19 protein-coding genes, 1 pseudogene and 1 riboswitch are annotated in these 19,601 nt (G+C 37.0%); of the genes and pseudogenes, 9 read left to right on the top strand and 11 right to left on the bottom strand.

Annotation, left to right across the window (positions count from 1 at the left end; genetic code table 11):
- Nucleotides 1-19 precede the first annotated feature (19 nt).
- Nucleotides 20-610 carry a GNAT family N-acetyltransferase gene (locus BK585_RS10400; RefSeq protein ID WP_078553386.1) on the bottom strand — a complete coding sequence of 197 codons (591 nt, stop codon included), beginning with the start codon at nucleotides 608-610 and terminating at the stop codon, nucleotides 20-22.
- Between the two features lie 182 nt (nucleotides 611-792).
- On the opposite strand from BK585_RS10400, the gene BK585_RS10395 reads away from it, so the two are divergent.
- Entirely contained in the window at nucleotides 793-1,728 is a 936-nt protein-coding gene (locus tag BK585_RS10395) for an AEC family transporter (RefSeq protein WP_078553385.1), read from the top strand.
- Nucleotides 1,729-1,911: 183 nt separating this feature from the next.
- Complete coding sequence (locus BK585_RS10390; protein ID WP_139367538.1) at nucleotides 1,912-2,481, top strand: helix-turn-helix domain-containing protein; 570 nt, start codon at nucleotides 1,912-1,914, stop codon at nucleotides 2,479-2,481.
- Nucleotides 2,482-2,590: 109 nt separating this feature from the next.
- Here the strand turns inward: BK585_RS10390 and BK585_RS24985 are convergent, their stop codons facing one another.
- Both BK585_RS24985 and BK585_RS10380 read right to left on the bottom strand, forming a co-directional pair.
- The gene (locus BK585_RS24985; RefSeq protein ID WP_078553383.1) at nucleotides 2,591-4,351 is read right to left on the bottom strand and encodes a methyl-accepting chemotaxis protein; all 1,761 of its coding nucleotides are present in this window, start codon (nucleotides 4,349-4,351) and stop codon (nucleotides 2,591-2,593) included.
- 173 nt (nucleotides 4,352-4,524) lie between these two features.
- Nucleotides 4,525-4,773 carry a hypothetical protein gene (locus BK585_RS10380; RefSeq protein WP_078553382.1) on the bottom strand — a complete coding sequence of 83 codons (249 nt, stop codon included), beginning with the start codon at nucleotides 4,771-4,773 and terminating at the stop codon, nucleotides 4,525-4,527.
- Nucleotides 4,774-5,059: 286 nt separating this feature from the next.
- Between BK585_RS10380 and BK585_RS10375 the strand changes: the two are divergent.
- The 3 genes and pseudogenes from BK585_RS10375 to yidD all read left to right on the top strand — a co-directional run.
- A pseudogene (locus tag BK585_RS10375) lies at nucleotides 5,060-5,510 on the top strand (RNA-guided endonuclease TnpB family protein); the annotation flags it as partial.
- 135 nt (nucleotides 5,511-5,645) lie between these two features.
- A complete protein-coding gene (locus BK585_RS10370) occupies nucleotides 5,646-6,266 on the top strand; it encodes a hypothetical protein (protein ID WP_078553380.1) in 621 nt (206 codons plus the stop codon).
- 15 nt (nucleotides 6,267-6,281) lie between these two features.
- Entirely contained in the window at nucleotides 6,282-6,509 is a 228-nt protein-coding gene (gene yidD, locus BK585_RS10365; RefSeq protein ID WP_078553379.1) for a membrane protein insertion efficiency factor YidD, read from the top strand.
- A 102-nt stretch (nucleotides 6,510-6,611) separates the two neighbouring features.
- Here the strand turns inward: yidD and BK585_RS10360 are convergent, their stop codons facing one another.
- The gene (locus BK585_RS10360; RefSeq protein ID WP_078556739.1) at nucleotides 6,612-7,595 is read right to left on the bottom strand and encodes a YbgA family protein; all 984 of its coding nucleotides are present in this window, start codon (nucleotides 7,593-7,595) and stop codon (nucleotides 6,612-6,614) included.
- Nucleotides 7,596-7,708: 113 nt separating this feature from the next.
- Between BK585_RS10360 and BK585_RS10355 the strand changes: the two genes are divergently transcribed.
- Nucleotides 7,709-8,272 (top strand): hypothetical protein, encoded by a 564-nt coding sequence (locus tag BK585_RS10355; RefSeq protein WP_078553378.1) that lies wholly within the window; start codon nucleotides 7,709-7,711, stop codon nucleotides 8,270-8,272.
- Nucleotides 8,273-8,317: 45 nt separating this feature from the next.
- Here BK585_RS10355 and BK585_RS10350 read toward each other — a convergent pair whose 3' ends face one another.
- On the bottom strand, nucleotides 8,318-9,025 hold the full coding sequence (locus BK585_RS10350; protein ID WP_170885533.1) for a YhcN/YlaJ family sporulation lipoprotein: 708 nt from the start codon (nucleotides 9,023-9,025) through the stop codon (nucleotides 8,318-8,320).
- A gap of 227 nt (nucleotides 9,026-9,252) precedes the next feature.
- Between BK585_RS10350 and BK585_RS10345 the strand changes: the two genes are divergently transcribed.
- Complete coding sequence (locus tag BK585_RS10345; protein ID WP_078553376.1) at nucleotides 9,253-9,405, top strand: aspartyl-phosphate phosphatase Spo0E family protein; 153 nt, start codon at nucleotides 9,253-9,255, stop codon at nucleotides 9,403-9,405.
- An 81-nt stretch (nucleotides 9,406-9,486) separates the two neighbouring features.
- On the opposite strand, the gene BK585_RS10340 is transcribed toward BK585_RS10345, so the two are convergent.
- Complete coding sequence (locus BK585_RS10340) at nucleotides 9,487-9,987, bottom strand: YhcN/YlaJ family sporulation lipoprotein (protein WP_078553375.1); 501 nt, start codon at nucleotides 9,985-9,987, stop codon at nucleotides 9,487-9,489.
- Nucleotides 9,988-10,196: 209 nt separating this feature from the next.
- Nucleotides 10,197-10,378: riboswitch (Lysine riboswitch) on the top strand.
- A 168-nt stretch (nucleotides 10,379-10,546) separates the two neighbouring features.
- Here BK585_RS10340 and dapA point away from each other — a divergent pair.
- Entirely contained in the window at nucleotides 10,547-11,434 is an 888-nt protein-coding gene (gene dapA, locus BK585_RS10335) for a 4-hydroxy-tetrahydrodipicolinate synthase (RefSeq protein WP_078553374.1), read from the top strand.
- 91 nt (nucleotides 11,435-11,525) lie between these two features.
- Here dapA and BK585_RS10330 read toward each other — a convergent pair whose 3' ends face one another.
- The 4 genes from BK585_RS10330 to BK585_RS10315 form a co-directional block, all read right to left on the bottom strand.
- Nucleotides 11,526-12,470 (bottom strand): DMT family transporter, encoded by a 945-nt coding sequence (locus tag BK585_RS10330; protein ID WP_078553373.1) that lies wholly within the window; start codon nucleotides 12,468-12,470, stop codon nucleotides 11,526-11,528.
- Nucleotides 12,471-12,493: 23 nt separating this feature from the next.
- Complete coding sequence (locus tag BK585_RS10325) at nucleotides 12,494-13,855, bottom strand: transporter permease (RefSeq protein WP_078553372.1); 1,362 nt, start codon at nucleotides 13,853-13,855, stop codon at nucleotides 12,494-12,496.
- Nucleotides 13,856-14,052: 197 nt separating this feature from the next.
- The gene (locus BK585_RS10320) at nucleotides 14,053-14,742 is read right to left on the bottom strand and encodes a DUF4956 domain-containing protein (RefSeq protein ID WP_078553371.1); all 690 of its coding nucleotides are present in this window, start codon (nucleotides 14,740-14,742) and stop codon (nucleotides 14,053-14,055) included.
- A gap of 24 nt (nucleotides 14,743-14,766) precedes the next feature.
- The gene (locus BK585_RS10315; protein WP_078553370.1) at nucleotides 14,767-15,495 is read right to left on the bottom strand and encodes a polyphosphate polymerase domain-containing protein; all 729 of its coding nucleotides are present in this window, start codon (nucleotides 15,493-15,495) and stop codon (nucleotides 14,767-14,769) included.
- 159 nt (nucleotides 15,496-15,654) lie between these two features.
- On the opposite strand from BK585_RS10315, the gene BK585_RS10310 reads away from it, so the two are divergent.
- Nucleotides 15,655-18,111, top strand: coding sequence for a CotH kinase family protein (locus BK585_RS10310; protein ID WP_078553369.1), 2,457 nt, complete (start codon nucleotides 15,655-15,657; stop codon nucleotides 18,109-18,111).
- Nucleotides 18,112-18,162: 51 nt separating this feature from the next.
- Here BK585_RS10310 and BK585_RS10305 read toward each other — a convergent pair whose 3' ends face one another.
- Nucleotides 18,163-19,596, bottom strand: coding sequence for an aldehyde dehydrogenase family protein (locus BK585_RS10305; protein ID WP_078553368.1), 1,434 nt, complete (start codon nucleotides 19,594-19,596; stop codon nucleotides 18,163-18,165).
- Nucleotides 19,597-19,601: the final 5 nt, after the last annotated feature.

The following is a 19,601-nucleotide window of genomic DNA, read 5'->3' as shown; positions in this document are numbered from 1 at the left end:
ATCATTTTATAGAACAGACTTAGCCTAACTCCTGTGTTGTAAGATATTGTGCTAAATATTCTTCCCTTAATACCGCATAAATCGATAGGTTCCAAAAGCGCTCTTTAACATACATCTTCTTCCGCAACGTTCCTTCATGGGACATCCCACACTTCTCCATCACCTTTCTCGAACCAATGTTTTCTGGAAAACATTTAGCTTCGACTCGTTCCACTGTCATGCTTGTAAAAATAAAATAAAGGATAGCATGGACAGCTTCAGTCATAACTCCTTTCCCCCAAAACTCTTTAGACACGACATACCCTACTTCTGCATCCACAAAAGCGGGTGGATTAAAGACAACATCAACCGTTCCAATAAACTGATTGGATGGTTTCCATATAATTCCCCAAGTTACGATGTGTTGATTTTCATTTTGAGTTAACAAGTTAACTAAAAAATCATAGGTTTCATTGATTGATTGGTGAGGATACCATAATCCATATTTGGCTGTATCCGGGTCACTCATATATGTGTACATTGCATCTACATCACCAAGTTCTAATTTACGTAAACGCAAACGTTCCGTCTCAATGACTGGAACTTGCTCAAATATATTAGCTCTTCTCATGATTCTATAACTCTCCTTAGGCAGACAATAATTTTCATAAATTTTTATAATGCATTATAATGATATAGTATTGTCGCATATTGGAAAGGGTGAGTGTTGTTTTTAATTCATAAACACTTTCTTGACGATGTAAAACAACGGGTCTCCATCAAAGGAACTCCGTAATGCTTGAGGTGTCTTGTATGGATATAATTATGGTATTTTCAACAGTTTTCATGATGGGAATTATTATCTTTTTCGGGTATCTTTTATCTATTAAGCTATCGATTACAGTTGAAGTGAAGCATTTTGTAATGACAGTGATAATAAACCTAGCAATGCCAGCTATTATATTAAATGGCGTATTCCAGACAGACATAACGAACGCATTACTTCATCAGATTGTCACTGTATTTATAATATCTATTGTTTTTAACGTTGTTGGTATTCTGCTTGCGTTGGCGGTCGCTCGGATTTTTAAATTTCAGTCTTTAAAGGCCAAAAAAATAGCGATACTATCAGGTTTAGGCAATACCGGGTTTATAGGAATTCCTTTGTGTGCCACTATATTTGGTCCAGTCGGTGGCTTACTTGCAGCTATTTTTGATGCAGGGTTAGATATCGTTATCTTTACATTGGTCCTCTATTTACTTCAAAACGAAAAAAAGTTCGAATTACGCCAGTTAAAAGCGCTACTTAATGCCCCTGTGTTCGCCATTATCATCGGAATGACGATTGCAGTTATTGGCTATCAGCCTCCTGTTATGGTCAAACAACTGGCGGCAACCTTATCATCCATTGCTGCCCCGCTTGCCATGCTCTATATCGGGATGTTATTAGCCCCTTTATTAAAACAAAAAATGAAACTTCCTATTTCATTTCTATCGATTCCGCTCTTATTGAAGTTACTTTTATTACCAGTTCTTTTTATGGTGGTGATTCTCTATATTCCAATTGATGAGCAAGTTCAAGAAATCGTTGTCCTTCAAGTTGCCATGCCAACGTTTATGCTTGCCTCTGTATTATTTTCAAAATATCTTGGTGACGAACATACTGCTGTTTTAACAACTATCTATTCAACGCTACTATCATTAGCTACCATTCCACTGATTAGCTTTCTTTACCTTTTGCTATTTTAATTCTAGTTACTGGTGTTTTAAGAAAGACAAGCCCTTCTTGAGGCACTTTTATATTTTTGTTTTAAAAGCTATTAATAATTCGACCTATTGTTACGATATATATAATATAACTAACAAAAATTACATCCTTCTATAATATAGCAACAATAGATATGAATCTAAAAAGACATGAGGGGAAAAGGAATGCAAAAGACCGAACAAGTCGAAGAAATAAAACTTAAAATTACATTAGGTCAGCGGTTACGAAAACTTCGGAACCGTAAAAGGCTAAGTCTTGATGACTTTTCAAAAATGACGAATGTGAGCAAGTTAACACTGGGAAACATTGAACGTGGTGAAGCCAATCCCTCTTTATCCGTCATTTGGAAAGTCGCTGCTGCTTTAAATATTCCTGTATCTTCACTATTAATTGGTGAGAACGAAATCACCATAGCAAAAGCAGACCACGGGAATACAATCATAAGTGCAGATGGTACGTGTTCAATTGAACCTATGTTTAATTCAAAAGAAGGTTTTGACATGCACCGTGCTTATTTGAAAGAGCATTCTGAGTATAAACCCGGTAGTCATCAGCCAGGTGTCATTCAATATGTGACCGTTCTATCCGGAGAAGTGATTATTTCAATAGAAGAGGAAAGCTTTCATTTAAAAGAGCATGAAGGCATTCGTTTTAGCGGTGAATCTGCTGTTACCTATCTTAACCCGACCGCAACAGAAGTCGCCTTACAATTTGTTGTAGTATATACCACCTAATACACAAAAGAGTGCCAAAAGGGAACATTCCCTATGGGCACTCTTTTTTATAATTATTACGATTGTTAAAAACAACAGAGGGGTGGACTTTGTCCAACCCTCTCTTACTTTAGATCTTAAAGCGTTCGATAATTTTGCTTAATTCATCAGACATGTTCGATAAGGATTCAGCAGATGAAGTAATTTCTTCCATCGTAGCTAGACTTTCTTCTGAACTTGCACTTACCGTTAACGTGTTCTCTCCTGCTTGTACCGCTAAGTTAGCCATATCTTCAACTAATGCTTGCGCTTCTTGTGACTGAGCAGCGATTTCTTGAGACGTTGACGTCATGCCTTCGATTTGTTCTTTAATTCCTTTTAGTGAGTCAATGATGTGAATGAATTTGCCTTCTGTATTTTGTGAAATTGTAAGTCCATTATCTACTTCTTTTTTCACTTCACCCATCATCATTACCGTTTCATTTGTTTGGTTTTGGATCTTTTCGATGATTTGATTAATTTGAACAACAGAGTGACCTGATTGTTCTGCTAATTTACGGACTTCGTCGGCAACAACCGAAAATCCTTTTCCGTGTTCGCCAGCCCGCGCAGCTTCAATTGCTGCATTTAGTGCAAGTAAGTTGGTTTGTTCTGCAATATCTTTAATTACTTTTAAAATGGTTCCAATTTGATTAGATTGTTCAAGTAATTCTTTACTCACACCATCCATTTGGAGAACGGTTTTATTAATGGTAGTCATACTAGCAACAGTTTGATTAACAAGCTCTCCACCTTCAGCAGCATGAGAGTAAGACACATCAGCATTAGCTGAAATCGAAGCTGAGTTTTCAGCAATATATTCCACACCTTTTGATACTTGGTGTAAGGCCTCTACCCCTTTATTCGCCGCATCCATTTGTACATCTGTTCCCTTAGCAACTTCATCAATAGCTAAAGAAATTTCTTCAGAAGCTCTTGATGTTTGTTCTGCACTTGCTGATAACTCTTCTGCTGAAGCAGCTACCTGAGACGAGTTAATTGAAATCGAGTCAATCATCGAACGTAAATTTTCTGTCATCGTTTTAAATGAAGTTGTTAACGTTCCAATTTCATCCTTGGATTTTGCCTCTTTAATCGTTACCGTCAAATCTCCATCACTAACACGGTCGGCAATTACAGCCAACTCCTTAATTGGTTTTGACATACGACTAGAGACAATAACTCCTAATGTAACCGACAATACGATGGCAACGACACTTGTTATGATAATCATAAATCGTGCAAGCGCAATATTCAATTCTGCTTCAGCTTTTACATTAGCAAGAATTTCTTCTTCTGCCACTACCACTTCATTGGTGATACGGTCCATCGCAATTCCAAGCGTGAATAGCAAACTGTCAGCTATACGCAACGCGGTTTCTTGCGATTCTTCCATGACTACATAAACTTCATGTGCTGACTTTAAGTAACTATCGTTTAAATCTAAAATTCGTTCGAGACTTTCATTTGTTGTTGGTTCAGTCGATATAGCCAACCCTCGATTGACAGCATCAATAACACTTTCATTAGCGGCCTCAATGTTTGCAAAATACTCTGGATTGCTGCCTTCTAGTAGAATCGCTCGAATAAAGCTCACTTGTTGGCGAACATCACTTTCAATCTCTAGTGTGATTGCGCGAATTTCCATAGCAGTCTCTAGCTTATCATTTGTTTTGTTAATCTGAGAAACATTATATAATGTAATCCCACTTCCTATTAAGAATATTACTGAAATAAGTAGGAATATTAATAATAGCTTTACTTTAATCGTTAAAGTAGAGAATGCTTTTTTATTCCCTTTCAACTTTGGTAACTTTTCTTTGCCTTTTTTCTTCACTTTATCCTTAATCATATTGTCCTCCTTATGTGGTAACTAGTTGCATAGAATCTAAATCTAATTAACTACTTTTATATAAAAACCTTCAAGTTCTATAGTAAGCCTATTGGTCTATAACGTCAATGGATATTTCGACATTTACCAACAAAAAGCACCAGACTATAGTCCGGTGCTTTTTGTAGATTAGCTTATGCTAATAAGAACGCTGAGGCTATGGATACAATGCCAACAACTGTAAGAATAAGCGGAATAACTGCCTTTCCCTTCTCATTTTTAAAGTAAAGAAAAGCCATGGTAAAATAAAATAGGAACGAAGCACTTATAAATACAATCGCTTGAAACAACTGTTCTGAACTATAATGAGAGGTTTGTAAAAATAAGACGAGGATGTTTAGTACATACAAGATTACACCAAAATACAAAATCACTTTTTTCATTGGATCAGCTCCTAACGTGAAGATTCATTTTATCTTTTTCCGACTGAAGACTCCCTCTTCAATCGCGAGAAGGGCTTTTGGCCCAACGATAAGGGGGAGATAAATGTCGGTTGGCGATAGCCAAAACATAGACTTATATGGTATAATTAGAACGTACGTTCCTTATAAATGAGGTGAATTCTGTGTTAGTGAAAAAATCGTTTAAAGAAGTCGATAGTATGTCGCTTCAATAATCGGTTGAAAATTTGGCTGATGCTTATCAACGGTTTAAAACCAAAAAGAACAAGGTTCTAATAATTGGAACAAACAACGAATGAAAGTGGCTCGAATTCACGAAAAAATTGAAAACAAGCGTTCAGACTTTTTTACATAAAACCTCTACGGATATTATCAAAAACCACGATATTATCGGCATAGAGAGTCTGCAAATAACCAATCTGATGAAAAATAAGAAGAACGCTAAATCCATCGCTGATGTGTCTTGGTACCGATTCAAAACGATGTTAGTGCACAAGGCTGAATGGTACGGGAAGACGGTTGTGGAAGTGAGTAAAACCTTCCCTAGCTCTCAGTTGTGTTCGAGTTGCGGATACAAAAATAAAGACGTTAAAGGTCAAGGGTTGCGTGAATGGAAATGTGTTTGTGGCTCCTATCACGACCGTGATATTAACGCAGGAATCAATTTAAAAAACGAAGCGAATAGACTTCTAACCGTCGGTGCGACGGGGATAGCCTAATCCATAACTGGTGGGTACACCGGTGTTCTTAGGAATCCCCCACTTCAAACAGCTCGCTAGAGTAGTTAAGTGGTGGGTAGTTCAAGATATAGTTAGAGTCATATAGACCACAACAAAAGGAGAAAATTCAATCGCATGATACAGATACATAATAATCAAATTCTAACCTCTCATTGTCTTAACTGCCCAGATGACTACTTTGCTCCTGCAGAATCCGATGTACCTCATGTTGGTTGTTGTAGCTATAGTCCTGTTTTTTCCTTATTTGAAGTGTATCAAGCCGTAAAGGATAACCATATTGACTTCTTTATTAATGAAATCCTTCAACATAAAAGCGCCGTGATAAACGACTTTGAAATCAAGGTACAAGCTATGGTAGATTCCCGTTTTTCGGAAAAAAACTTAACTGGTCTTTCACAGATAGAAATGGACGACTTACAGCTTTCCTACTCAATGTGCCAATATTTTAAACAAAATATGGGTTGTAGCTTGCCACTTACATTAAAAAATAGCACGTGTCGTTCATTTATATGTAGCTCAGTTGAGAACATGTTACCAAAGGATCAACAAAATAACCTTAAAACGTGGGTAAACCAAATAAAAAGGGAAGCAGCGACGTTTAACAAAACTCAACAAGCAATTTTACAAGAGCGTCAATTAATGCTTATGCAGGATTTTGATAGTATTATTGACTATTTTACACAATACATACAAGATAATAAAATAACAAAGCCAGAGGGCAATGAAGAAAGTTAGAAAGGTTTGATTGAGATGAAGTGGCTATTTATTGGAGTCTTTCGCTTTTACCAAAAGTTCATTTCACCTTTAAAGCCTCCTACATGTCGGTTTTATCCGACATGTTCACATTATGGTATAGAGGCCTTTAAAGTACATGGTGTTTTTAAAGGCACTTGGTTAACAGTTATACGAATTTTAAAGTGCCAGCCCTTCCATCCTGGTGGATTTGACCCCGTTCCTAAGAAAAAGGAACAAGAATAGAGAGTAAGGGTGGGACAAAAAGGTAAAAAAACGAGGTCACTAAAAAAAGTTAGGTTTAACTTTTTCAGTGACCTCTAAACAAACAACCTTTTGTCCCACTCTCTAGCGGTAATCTCGTCCTTTTCCAGAGTCACTAATGTCAATTAGACTTTCAGGGTATGGCTCGAAGAACGTTTGTGATAATAAATATTGATTATCAAAGCGGTGGGCCCATGCTTTTAGAATACTTACTACACCACTAATTGGCAGTTTTTTTTCACGATACTTATTAAGAACAGAAAGAAAATATTGTTTTTCATTTGTCGTTAAGTGTGAAGAGAAATAACCAAATATATGCTCAAATACATTTATATTTGCGGTGTATTTTGGTGCTTTTTTAAACATGATAATTAATTCCCGCTCATACTCCTCTATGACAAGTTCTAGAGGTTTTTTTTGTTGGTTTCCAACAATTTGACCTAATTTCTTTAATATTTGCGGTTGATAAGCCATAAATAAATATTTGTTTTCTTTATGAAACTGATTTAATTCATCCATCGACATGGTCTGTTTTTGTTTTCTAAAAGACGCTAACGTAAAGAGCTTCGTTAGGAAATGTTCTCGAATTCGAAAGTTCTTTAAACGGCCTTCATCTTCTACTGCAACATCTGGATGAGCCTTTAGCACCCGTTGTGTGAATAACCCACTTCCAGTTCGAAGGGTGTGGGCCGATTTATCAGCAGAATGGTATACTTTCGCATCCGTTATTGCACAACTTGGTGATCTATTTTTTAAGATAAAGCCATCTATTTGCTTTTCAGATACCTCTTCAATAAATTCAGTAGAAAATTCAGTCATTAAATCTGTAAGGTCTCTATTCGTTTTAGGTTGAATTAATCGCGTAGTCTCTTCGCCATCAGCAATTAAGCGAATGACGTCTCTTGGAGTTCCTAAACCAATTTCGATTTCAGGGCAAACCGGAATAAATTCTACATATGGCCTTAAACTACAAACCGTTTGGTCTGATAATTTATCACCATTATAGCGACAGGCTGAAAATTCGATGCAGCGACTTACTACGATAGTTGGTTTGACAAACTCTCTCATATTATCCTCCATTGCTTCTTTGGCTCTAGTGTAGGGTGCACCTTCCAATTTTGAATAATTCCACCTTAACTTGGCATACTAAAGGTGATATGTATGATATTGGAGGGGTTTCGTTGAAGTTTTTATCTATAGTATTCATCATTGCCTCGTCACTATCCTTGCTCGCTGGTTGTGGTGATAGAGGAAGTGATATTGTCAAAGGAATTGAAAATCAACCAGAAGGACACCAAGGCTTAGGTATTGTTGAACCACCATCGATTAAAGAACAAAACCGAGAAAGAAATTCAGTTTCCGCTGAAACCGTATCTTTCGCAGATCATTTCGGCTACTATTTATTTTCTTTTTATGCAAATTTAAATGAAATGAGGCCCTTTTTTCTTGGGGACTCACCAAAAGCTGCAGAATTGCAACATGCGATCGAGCATTTTGCTGATATTCAAGACGAGAGTATTCAAATATTAGACTTACCTGTTCCCGATGAGTTTCATTTACTCCATCAAGCACATGTTGCTACGTTAATTGAACTTGAAATGTTGCAGCAAAGCTTAGAACGATATGATTCATCAGACCCTGAAGCCTTTCAAAAGTCTAGGATCTATTTCGAAAATGTGGTCATTAATCATAAACAAATGGAGCGAGAATTTAATAGCGTGACCGAAGAATTAGGTATTAAATAATGTCTCAAGATGACCCAAAAGGTATTATCCCTTTTGGGTCATTTATTACTTAACAGCATTTTCAAATGTTTCTATAATTTCAGCTAGTCCCGCACCAAACTCTTCAAAAGGCTCTCCTGTGCTTATCCCATGTTCAAGAGCTTGAATACGTGAAACCATCGGTCGCTCTAAAGCAATTATAACATTATCGACATCTGTTTCCTCTTTTACGATTTGTTTTAAATCACGTCTAAGTTTTCGTCTGTTTTGTTCAGGAGACTCAACCCCTACTAAAATCATACCATCTGAAGTGACAATGTGAACATCTTCAACTTCTTCATAAGAAAATAGGGTTTGCCTTACCTTGTCCTCATCTGACAAATTCTCTATGTTTACATTATATTTTTTTGTAAGGTGTGGTTTATCAGACATTAGATATTTGCCACGTAATGTTCCTGGACGGTTGACTAAGACACGGTTGCCGTTACGGTTTGTCCCTTGTCCTTCAAAGTCGAGCAATCGTTCTTCTTTCACATAATCATTTTGTTCAGCAATCGGTTTTGCCAAATCCACTCGACCTTTTGGTGCCGCATCTGGTACCATCATATCCGACAGCGGTCCTTCCATACTTCTTACTCTATCGGTGCCAAATCCACTGTATCCCTCTTCTCGATTTGAATTCGCACCAAATTTTTGTTGTTGGTCAACGACACAACCGCTCAAGAGGATGATAGTCACCATAACTGTCGTTACCTTTGTTATTATTTTTCCCATGACCACCCACTCCTTTCTTTTCATATGTTGTGTAAAAACAACCAATGTAACACAAGAAAATATTGTTTAAAAATCCATTAAACCTCGACAAAAAAGGTGTCGAAACTGCACTACTTTTAGGGTTTGGTGACTATTTTAAGGGAATCTGTTTATTATTTTTGTAAATTCGATATAATAATTTTGTTATGTTTGACACGGATTGATAAAGATAAAGGTGGAGAGAGGAAATGCTTTTACTAGCAATTGAAACAAAGCGCAATCAAATGATTGATTTAGCTGAGAAATATGGGTACACATCAGAAATCACAGTGCAGTGTAGCCAAGAATTAGACAAGCTCTTAAATTTAGCCCAAAAATCGTATGCTGTGTGCGTTAAATAAAAATTGTCTAACAATTATAGCTTGATGAGTAGAGAAATCTTAGGTCATTCTCTTTTCATCAAGCTATTTTTTCTTTATGGTTTATTTTAATTGACCTTGGTTATTTTCCTCACCAAGTTGTTGGAAAAGGTCGAGTCCTCTTGGGGCAGCCTCTTCAAATGTTGCACCTCTACGCAATTTTAAGTCGAGCGCTTTAATCTCCTCAAAGCTGTCCTCATCCACTCGAACTACTACTTCTTTTGAACCTACTGCTTGTTGAATTCTTTCACTAATATTTGTTTCAATTTCTTGCTCATTGGTGCCTGATTGTTTTGGGACAATACCAACCAATACGATATTATCGTAAATAACGACACGCACCTTATCCACTTCTTGCATTGCGCCAATGTCTGTTGTTAGTTGCTCGACAAGTTGCCCTTGATAAGACTCGTCGTAACTGGCTTCTCTTGTACGAGTAAAAATTTGATCATTCTCTCCTACATTTGGTATCATTTGAGCTCTTCCATACTCTTCTTGATCTACCGGGTCATAACAACCACTCGTTAAGATGCAAATCGTTAGAAACATATATATTTTCTTCAAAAATATCCTCTCCTTTTTTTCTTAGGATGAGAAAGATCGTTTTTTTTTAAACTTACAGTTATCTCTCTCGTTTACAAATTATCGGAAAAGTTCAGTAAATAAAGCAAAAAACAAAAAAAACAAAGGAATTTAGTATATTCCATTGCAATCAAGGATAATATTTGTTAAGGTAGACACAACAAATTGATATTCTTTACTTCAACATTTGAAGTGAGGGTAGAGGTGCAAAGACCATTAGTATTCAATCTGGAGGAGAATGAGCTCTGTTGAAAGTTGAAAAAAGGGGGATTTGCCGAAGCCAAGAGAAACTCATATTCTCCGAGGCTGGTTCTGTTCTTAATAAGGTCAGGACTGTCATATAGTTTTTGCTATATGGAGGGCTATCTCACGCAAGGAAGTTTTCTTAGGACAACATTCCTGCAACAATGAGACCCTCATTGTTGTTTTTTTTGCGTAAATCCTACACCAGGATAAGAAGATTAGCTCTATTCAACAAGCATAGAAGTGAGCTTAGATTCTTTCTGTGTCCAAAAATTGAATTGAATAGAGGGTGATATGAATGAATTTCGGAAAAGTAATCACAGCTATGGTAACACCATTCGATCATGCAGGTAATGTTGATTTCCAAGCTACTGAACAGTTAGTAAATCATTTAATTGCAAATGGAACTGATGCGATTGTTGTCGCTGGGACAACTGGCGAATCGCCAACGTTAACGACAGAAGAAAAAATTCAGCTATTTTATACGGTGGTACGCGTCGCACAAGGCCGTGTTCCTGTTATTGCTGGAACCGGTTCTAACAATACACGTGCATCCATTGCACTAACACAAGCTGCTGAAGAAGCAGGTGTTGACGGAGTAATGCTTGTCGTACCTTATTATAATAAACCATCACAAGAAGGCATGTATCAACATTTTGCAGCAATTGCTGAATCAACTAAGCTACCTGTGATGCTATATAATATCCCTGGTCGCAGTGTAGTCAATATGAATGTTGAAACGACGATTCGCCTATCTCAAATAGAAAACATTGTTTCTATTAAAGAAGCAAGTGGAGACTTAGAAGCCATCGCTCAAATCATTGCTGGCACGGACGATACCTTTTCAGTGTACAGTGGTGATGACAGCTTAACACTTCCTATTCTAGCCATTGGTGGAACTGGTGTTGTGTCCGTTGCTTCTCACATTATCGGAAACGAAATGCAAAACATGGTGACAAGCTTTATGCAGGGACATGTTCAACATGCAGCTACGATGCATAGACAACTCCTCCCTACGATGAAAGCTTTATTTACAAGCCCGAACCCTACACCTGTAAAAGCAGCTCTTAATTTAAAAGGTGTAACTGTTGGTTCTGTTCGTTTACCGCTTGTTCCGTTAACGGATGAAGAAGTTCATCAACTCCAAACGGTTATTCAACCATCTATGACATATTATGTGAGCTAAATAGAAAATAAGGAGGGACAATAGGTTATTTTACCTATTGTCCCTCCTTTTCTAATATACCTATTCTTACCCAGGGTTCCCCCATTTGACGTTAGCTGATTTTTTGAACTACTGGCTTTTGTTTATTCCCTTGTCTTTTCCTGTGCTTTTCTTCAACGTACCCCGTACCAAATAAAACACCAATGACGATAAAAATAAAACCGACGATTTGAAGCCAATAAATTACTTCACCTAAAAATAGAGCAGAAGCCACAATCCCAAAAAAAGGTACAAAGTTATTAAAAATAGCTGCTTGACCTGCTCCAAGCTTGTGAATTGCTTCATTGTATAGAAAGTGACCAAGAGCAGTTGATAAAAGTGCAGAGGCTAAAAACACCGCAACCAGTGGACCTGTTACAGATTGAATAACCTCACTTCCTCCTCCTGGTTCAATCCATAAACTAACTAAAAACAGAAGGACTGAACCGATGACTAGCATCACAGCGGTCATTTCACGGGAATCCATTGTTTCAGTTCCCTTTTTTATATAAATAAAGCTTAAAGCTTGGCAAAACATAGCGACTAATACTAACAAATCACCTACACGTATGCCACCGATTGCCCCACTTCCTGCCATTATTATAATAAGTACTCCGACAAGAGCAGAAACAATCCCTACTACTCGAAGTGAACTCAACTTATCTTTTAACATAATCGCAGCTAAAACTGAAGTCGTTAAAGGCAGCAACCCTAAAATTAATACGCCATTTGATGCAGTAGTTAATGTTAATCCATTCGCTAAAAAATAATGATGTCCTACGACACCAAACAAGGAACCAAGGATAATAAAACGCCATTCCTGTTTTGAAATTCGCTTAAAGCGTTTTAATAGTAATACGACAAAAGCGACGACTATTCCAGCTGTAAAGATTCGAAACGATGTCATTGTTGTAGCCGGAAATGCTTCTACCAACACTTTCAAAAATACAATATTCACGCCCCATAAAACCATGACTAGCATTACTAATCCATATGTAGATAACTTAGAAGTTTGCATGCATTTCTCTCCATCTCTGTCTATTAAATTAATGTAAAACGATGTAAACCATATAATACGATGCTTAAAAGAACTACACTTGTCGCAACAAATGCGATGTTTTGCTTTGAAAAGTCAACCGGAGAACGCTTCGCTAAACTAGAAGCCATTAACACCGAACCTGAAAATGGTGACAGTTGTGTGGCCAGTGTCCAGGCAACCAATAATAGCATCGCCATATAAGCAGCACTTACTCCAAATACGGATGGTGACAGGGAGCCCCCGATTCCGATCACAATGACAACAGGATGAATGCCAATAAGAGCTAATAGTATCGACAAGACGATAACAAGAACTGACATCATGAACACAGACCCTAACGACCAGTCATAAATAGACTGAGATATAACCTGCCCTGCATTTGTTTCCGCAAGAGCCCTGCCAAAAAAACCTGCACTTATAAAGATAACGAGCTCATTTTTTAAACGTGAGAATGATTGAAGCATAAACTCGATTACATCATGAATGTAATCAATCCATTGTTTTGTCAATACAGCCCAGACTAGTGGATAAAATAGTCCAAGTAAACAGACGATCGTTAACATCGGAAGGTTCGTTACTGCATCAAAGAAAAAAGACAGTACAAATAAGCCGACAAAGAAAAAAACAAAAGGACGAATCGTATGCTTTGTGCCACTGAAATCATTATTTTCTTCATTATTATAGTGAACATCATGAGAAAAATGAATTCCCTTGAAAAAGAAAAAACAAATACATAAATACAATAGACCAATAATAAAGCCAACTCCAGCTATCTCTTTCCAACCAACATTAAACACGAAAAGCACAAGCCCTACATTTACAAAATAAGGCGACCAAATCATACAAAATCCAAAGGTACGAAGAACAACAAGAAGTAACTTTGTGCGATAGAAAGACTGAAAACTCCCCTCCGCGATGCGGTTTACAATCGCCATTGAACCTATATTTAAGACGGCCCCCATCAAAGCCGTCAACATAAAACTTAAGCGATACGGATGCTTTTTTTGTGTAGACTGTTCCAGATATTCTTTTAAAGCCGTTAAATAACCAGCCGTTGAAATATACACTCCTATAAGAGGAACGAGAATAAATAAGGTTAAGAGATTAATATTATGGCCAAATCCTGAGACGGCATAGAACACATTCATTTGTTTGCTGTAAAAAAAGTAAACTCCAGCGAGAACTAAAACAATTGAAACAATCTGAGTCATTCTTCGTACAAAGGGAATCGCCACAACAAACAAAAGCAATGCCAGTAAACTATACACAATTTCAAGTCCCTGCTTAAAGCTAAACAGGGACAATAGATATATCGCTGCAGTTATGTAACAGGTAATACCAAGCCATTTATGAAATTGCTTCAAGGGTGATCACTCATTTCTTCATCTTCCACTCATCGTAACACGATTAACAGAAAAAAGAATGTTAAAAAACCTGAGAATTTCTACCTTTACACAAAAAAAGGCTAGCCCACTACTGATTTTTACGATAAAAAGACCGGGCCAAAAGATGTGTTTCCCCCTTTGGCCCGGCAACAACGAAACTAGAATCAACCAACCTCTTAATACGAATTAGATGCAGCATAGTTGATTGCTACATTTAGATTTGAATTTCTTTCTCGAATAGCATCAATCACTTCTTTATCCTTTGTTCCATTTTTCATCACAACTTCATAATCCAGTTGGATCATTGTTCCTAGATTAGTCGTCTGTACTTTTGTTAAAGATTGATAAGACATATACTTTTCAAAAATATCATCAAATGCACCCTCGAACTGAAGGTTTTCGGGCACCGTGATTTTCATCGTTCTCGGTTCCCCTTCTCTTTTACCATAATCAAATGTAAATAAACCATAAATTAATACTGACAAGGTAAGAGTAAAGATAATAGCTAATAAATAAAATCCTAGTCCACAAGCGATTCCAACTGCCATCGCAAAAAAGATAAACGCAATGTCTTTTGGGTCACTCATTGCACTTCGGAAACGGATAATTGAAAATGCGCCAACAAGTCCAAAAGCGACCGCTACATTGTTTCCGATGACAATCATAATTAAAGATACAACAACACCCATAATCACAACTGTATGAACAAAAGACTGAGAGTAACGTGAACCTTTATACGTCATTTTATAAATTTTTGTAATAATTAAGGCGAGCACAAAGCTTAAAAAAACAGCAATTGTCCCATCCACTAAGGTCAATCGTGTGGTAACATCCGATTGCCTAAATATCTCCATGATACTATCCATGTAAAAATCTCCTTCAGTATATAGTTAGACGATAATTCCTGTTCCCTCTTCTAATAAATCTACACTAGTACAAAATTTAGAGACACTTTTTTTTGGGCATCCAAGTTCGCTTAGTAAGCGCGATAGCCATAGAGGGACACTATGATTTACTTTTACTTCTAATACAACAAGCTCAGGATCAACAAAATGTATCCCGTGCGGACCATGTTCTATTCTTAAATCATCTTTTCTGCAACGTAAATTATAATCAAATGTTACCCTTAAATCAGGGTCTGTTACTCCAACAAAAGCTTGTCTATCATAGCTAACAATATTCTCAGGTTGTAAGCTGTAATACGAGCGGAATGAATCAATTTCATTAAAAATTTGAGGATTCGATATATTCAATGTTTCATAGTTTCTTTGAGCGTTATTAATATATTGGTATGCATGTTTTAAGTTAATGCTCGTCCTACGTTTATTGACTCTTTTTTTATACTTTTTCTTCACCTCAAAAAAAGCGTTATCATCTACGGTTGCTTTGTTATAAATTCGCAAACGTAATTTTTGACGAAACCTCTCTTTGTTTCTCGTTTCGTAATATATCTTTTTGTCAGGTGAATCAAAATACAAACTAATAATATTGTATTTCCCTTCTTCATCTCCATATTTGTCATAGACCATACGTCCCTGCAATGCCTTGGCCAATTTCTCATACGTAGAAAATGGAATTAAATATTTTATCTCATACCGGCTAAAAATTTCTCCAGCCAAAAAATCTCCCCCTTCTCCCATACTGATCACATTGTATAAAGTATGTATTGTTAATTGTTTGTAAAAATTGTATGATTATTGTTGAGAATGTAATTATTATATATATTTTTGTAGAAATTGTAAACGTAGATATAGTAGTTTAGGAGAAGAGGTTTTATCATGCATAAACAAAAGTCAAAATTTTTATTACTACTCTTTGTACCACTTTTAGTGGGTACTTGGTTTATGGCCTACAGCTTAGCATCAGGTCCACTTATCCCTGATGAAAACTTGGAAAAAGCGATAAGAGTAGCAATTAACTATGAAAAAGGTGAAATACGAGCAGACCAATTGAGTGATATCCAGGAGTTAAATATTCGAGATAGTCAAATTGAAAATCTAGAAGGAATACAATATTTAACATCCGTAGTCTCTCTCGACTTACGCGACAATCAAATTTCTGATATCTCTTTACTTAGTTCATTAATAAACTTGCATGAACTTAATTTACGGGGAAATCAGATTCATAACATTGATGCGATTTCAAACCTAACATTATTAAGAGAGCTTAACATTCGAGATAATCAAATAATAGATCTCTCCCCTTTAAGCAACCTTCACCAATTAAGAGATTTGAACATGAGAAATAACCAAATCACTACTATCGAACCGTTACGTCATCTTGAAAATTTACGAGATCGTCTATACCTTGAAGGAAATCCAATAAACGATTTTTCACCTATCTTAGATTTCCTCGATGAAATAAATCAAACGGATATTGATACCACCGTCGTAGATTCTAGTCTCCTCCCGATATTTTCACATGTCGGGGGGTTTTATGATGATTTCTTTGAGTTAGAGATTCTAAGTCCGATTGAAAATGGTCTCATCTACTATACTTTGGATGGGTCTGAACCAAATCCCATTTACAACTCGGAGAATACTCACTTATATACGAATCCAATCGCTATATCAGAGAGAGATTCTGAACCAAGTGTTTATGCTTTTATTCCCACAAATCGAATCGATGACCATCGCGGGTGGAAAGCACCTACTGAACCTATTACAAAAGCAACATTAGTTAGAGCTATTATACATTCAGATGATGAACCAATTAGCTCAGTAGCTACACATTCATACTTTTTTACCCCCTACTCGCTTCCAGTTGTTTCGATTTCTACAAACCCCGAAAACTTGTTTGATGATGAAATCGGTATTTATGTTCCTGGTGTAAATTATCAGGCAGGCAATGACGGGACTGGTAATTATTTTCAACGTGGCTCCGATTGGGAAAGGCCTATTCACCTTGAGTATTTTGAATTAGATGGCACTTTAGCATTATCACAGGATGCTGGTATTCGAATTCATGGAAACTTCTCAAGGAGATTTCCTCAAAAATCACTACGATTATATTCAAGAAGTGAATACGGAAAAAGTAGATTTAATTATCAATTTTTTGATGATAAACCGATTGATGATTTTAACCGTTTAATTCTTAGACATCCTGGGAATGATTGGGGTGTTACGATGTTTAGAGATGATGCATTACAACGTGTGTTACATCACCTTGACCTTGCTACACAGCACTACCAACCTACAGTTGTCTTTCTTAACGGAGAATATTGGGGGATCCACAACTTACGGGATCGTCTTGATAAACATTATTTTGAGACCCACTTCGGTGGAAACAGAGACCAATATACTATCCTTGAAAACAATGCACGTTTAACTGAAGGTTCTGAAATGGGAAAACAAGATTACGAAGACATGATAGAATATGTAAAAACTCATGACATCGCGGAAGATATCCACTATGAGTATCTTCAATCTCTCATGGATATTGACAACTACACACAGTATTATATTTCTCAAATCTATATTGCAAATGTAGATTGGCCACAAAATAATATAAGATATTGGAGATATGAGAAAACTCCTGATGAAGACATTGTAACTCCTGAGCTTGATGGTAGATGGCGCTGGCTAGTGTTTGACTTAGACAGAACATTCGTCGGTAGAGAATCCTATAACCACAACACTATTGAATGGGCTACTTCTTTAACCAATCAAAAGAACGACCAAGAATGGCCAAACGTTTTATTTCGCTCTTTATTAGAGAACAAATCTTATAAAACCAAGTTTCTTAATGAATTTGCGGACCATTTAAATAGCTCTTTTCAAACTGAGAGAGTGCACACCATTTTTAATGATATTAAGACTTCAATTCAACCTGAAATGGATGAGCATATTAACCGTTGGGGCATACCAGCTAGTATAGAAGAATGGAATAAAAGTGTTGATAAAATGTTTGAGTTTGCCACTAACAGACCTTCTATTGTACGACAGCATTTAGTAGAGCATTTTGAATTAAGTGGTACAGCAAACCTATCGATTAAAATGGATACTTCTAAAGGAACAGTTATCGTTAACTCCATCGAAATCAGTTCAGAAACACTAGGAATCTCTAATCCAGATAACTGGACTGGTACTTATTTTAAAGATATTCCCGTTACCATTACTGCCCTTCCTAAGGATGGATATTCCTTTAAAGGATGGGGTCCTTCTATAAAAGAGTCATCTGTTACGATTGAAGTAAACCTTACTGAAGATTTTGCATTAGAAGCTATATTTGAGTAATGGAAAAAGGACTCTCGAATTCAATCAGAGTCCTTTTCTATCTGTTCATTTTCACAAATTCACACACACAACTTTCGGGTCGGTCATTTCTTGAATTGAATGCGAAACTCCTTCACGTCCGAGTCCTGATTGTTTTACGCCACCAAAAGGCATCGCATCGATGCGATAATCACTGCTATCATTAATCATGACCCCACCGACATCTAACCGTGAAATAGCAGAAAAGGCATCTTGTAAATTATTCGTAAAAATGCCTGCTTGCAGTCCAAACTTGACAGCATTGGCTTTTGATATTGCCTCATCTAATGACTCAACCGGGAATAAAAAGACAACCGGTCCAAATACCTCTTCCGTTACTTCTGGGTCATTTTCGCGGATACCAGTAATTACGGTAGGGTGAATATAAGCGCCCTCTCGATTTCCTCCGCACTCTACTGTTGCGCCTGCTTGGATACAACGATCTATGAGCTTCTCTACACGTATCGCTTCCTTTTCAGAAATTAATGGACCGACATCTGTTAATTCATGTAGTTTTTCACCTGTTTTATATCGTTTTGTTTGCTTAATAAAACGTTGTAAAAAATCATGGTATATGTTGTTTTGAATGAATATACGCTGTACGCCTATACAGTTTTGACCGGCTGCACCAAATGCACCTGACACACATGAAGATACGGCTTCCTCAATATTGGCATCATCTAAGACGATAACAGGCGAGTTAGAACCGAGTTCCATGCTTAGTTTTTTCAAACCAGCTTTTCTACTAATCTCTAATCCAGCATCTACCCCACCTGTAAATGAAATCATGCGGACATCAGGATGAGAAACAAGCACATCCCCGATTTCATGACCATATCCGGTTATCACAGATAACACTTTCTCCGGTAAACCAGCATATAGAAAGGCTTCTGCTAACTTCAGTGCACTTAAAGGCGTTGCACTCGCTGGTTTGACGATAATGGCGTTTCCACTTGCCACAGCTGGACCGATTTTATGAGCTACTAAGTTGAGTGGATCATTAAATGGCGTAATCGCGCCAACAATGCCAATCGGAAAACGATAATAGTAACCAATTCGATGTTCACTTCCAGGACGTTGGTCAAATGGAATGGTCTCTCCTTTAATTTGTCTCGCTTCCTCGGCACTAATACGGAGCGTTTCGATACAACGTGTTACTTCTTTTCTCGCTTCTCGAATGGTTTTACTTCCTTCCGTTGAAATCGTTCGTGCATATTCCTCATGGTGGTACTCAATATAAGAAGCTGCCTTTTGTAATATTTCCATTCTCTTATGAATTGGAAGTGATGCGCCTTGTGTAGCACCTTCTTTGGCGAGCGCAATCGCTTCTAGCATATCTGAAGCAGTAGCTGCAGGGACAAGCGCAATAATTTCATTATTTTCGGGGTTTTTCACTTCAATTTGTCGTTTCCGTTCAACCCATTTTCCACCTAACAACATCTTTCGTCCTGACACTTTAATCCGCATCTGAA

This window comes from Bacillus alkalicellulosilyticus (genome assembly GCF_002019795.1).
Lineage (GTDB): Bacteria > Bacillota > Bacilli > Bacillales > Bacillaceae_F > Bacillus_AO > Bacillus_AO alkalicellulosilyticum.
The sequence above is the reverse complement of the archived record's forward strand: the minus strand, read 5'-3'. Positions and strand labels throughout refer to the sequence as shown.

Excerpts from the sequence above, each read along its gene's own strand:
- BK585_RS10310 (WP_078553369.1), top strand. The coding sequence starts at position 15,655 with ATGCATAAACAAAAGTCAAAATTTTTATTACTACTCTTTGTACCACTT.
- BK585_RS10305 (WP_078553368.1), bottom strand. The coding sequence starts at position 19,596 with ATGCGGATTAAAGTGTCAGGACGAAAGATGTTGTTAGGTGGAAAATGG.
- BK585_RS10400 (WP_078553386.1), bottom strand. The coding sequence starts at position 610 with ATGAGAAGAGCTAATATATTTGAGCAAGTTCCAGTCATTGAGACGGAA.
- BK585_RS10395 (WP_078553385.1), top strand. The coding sequence starts at position 793 with ATGGATATAATTATGGTATTTTCAACAGTTTTCATGATGGGAATTATT.
- BK585_RS10350 (WP_170885533.1), bottom strand. The coding sequence starts at position 9,025 with ATGGGAAAAATAATAACAAAGGTAACGACAGTTATGGTGACTATCATC.
- BK585_RS10390 (WP_139367538.1), top strand. The coding sequence starts at position 1,912 with ATGCAAAAGACCGAACAAGTCGAAGAAATAAAACTTAAAATTACATTA.
- BK585_RS24985 (WP_078553383.1), bottom strand. The coding sequence starts at position 4,351 with ATGATTAAGGATAAAGTGAAGAAAAAAGGCAAAGAAAAGTTACCAAAG.
- yidD (WP_078553379.1), top strand. The coding sequence starts at position 6,282 with ATGAAGTGGCTATTTATTGGAGTCTTTCGCTTTTACCAAAAGTTCATT.
- BK585_RS10345 (WP_078553376.1), top strand. The coding sequence starts at position 9,253 with ATGCTTTTACTAGCAATTGAAACAAAGCGCAATCAAATGATTGATTTA.
- BK585_RS10360 (WP_078556739.1), bottom strand. The coding sequence starts at position 7,595 with ATGAGAGAGTTTGTCAAACCAACTATCGTAGTAAGTCGCTGCATCGAA.
- BK585_RS10320 (WP_078553371.1), bottom strand. The coding sequence starts at position 14,742 with ATGGATAGTATCATGGAGATATTTAGGCAATCGGATGTTACCACACGA.
- BK585_RS10370 (WP_078553380.1), top strand. The coding sequence starts at position 5,646 with ATGATACAGATACATAATAATCAAATTCTAACCTCTCATTGTCTTAAC.
- dapA (WP_078553374.1), top strand. The coding sequence starts at position 10,547 with ATGAATTTCGGAAAAGTAATCACAGCTATGGTAACACCATTCGATCAT.
- BK585_RS10380 (WP_078553382.1), bottom strand. The coding sequence starts at position 4,773 with ATGAAAAAAGTGATTTTGTATTTTGGTGTAATCTTGTATGTACTAAAC.
- BK585_RS10330 (WP_078553373.1), bottom strand. The coding sequence starts at position 12,470 with ATGCAAACTTCTAAGTTATCTACATATGGATTAGTAATGCTAGTCATG.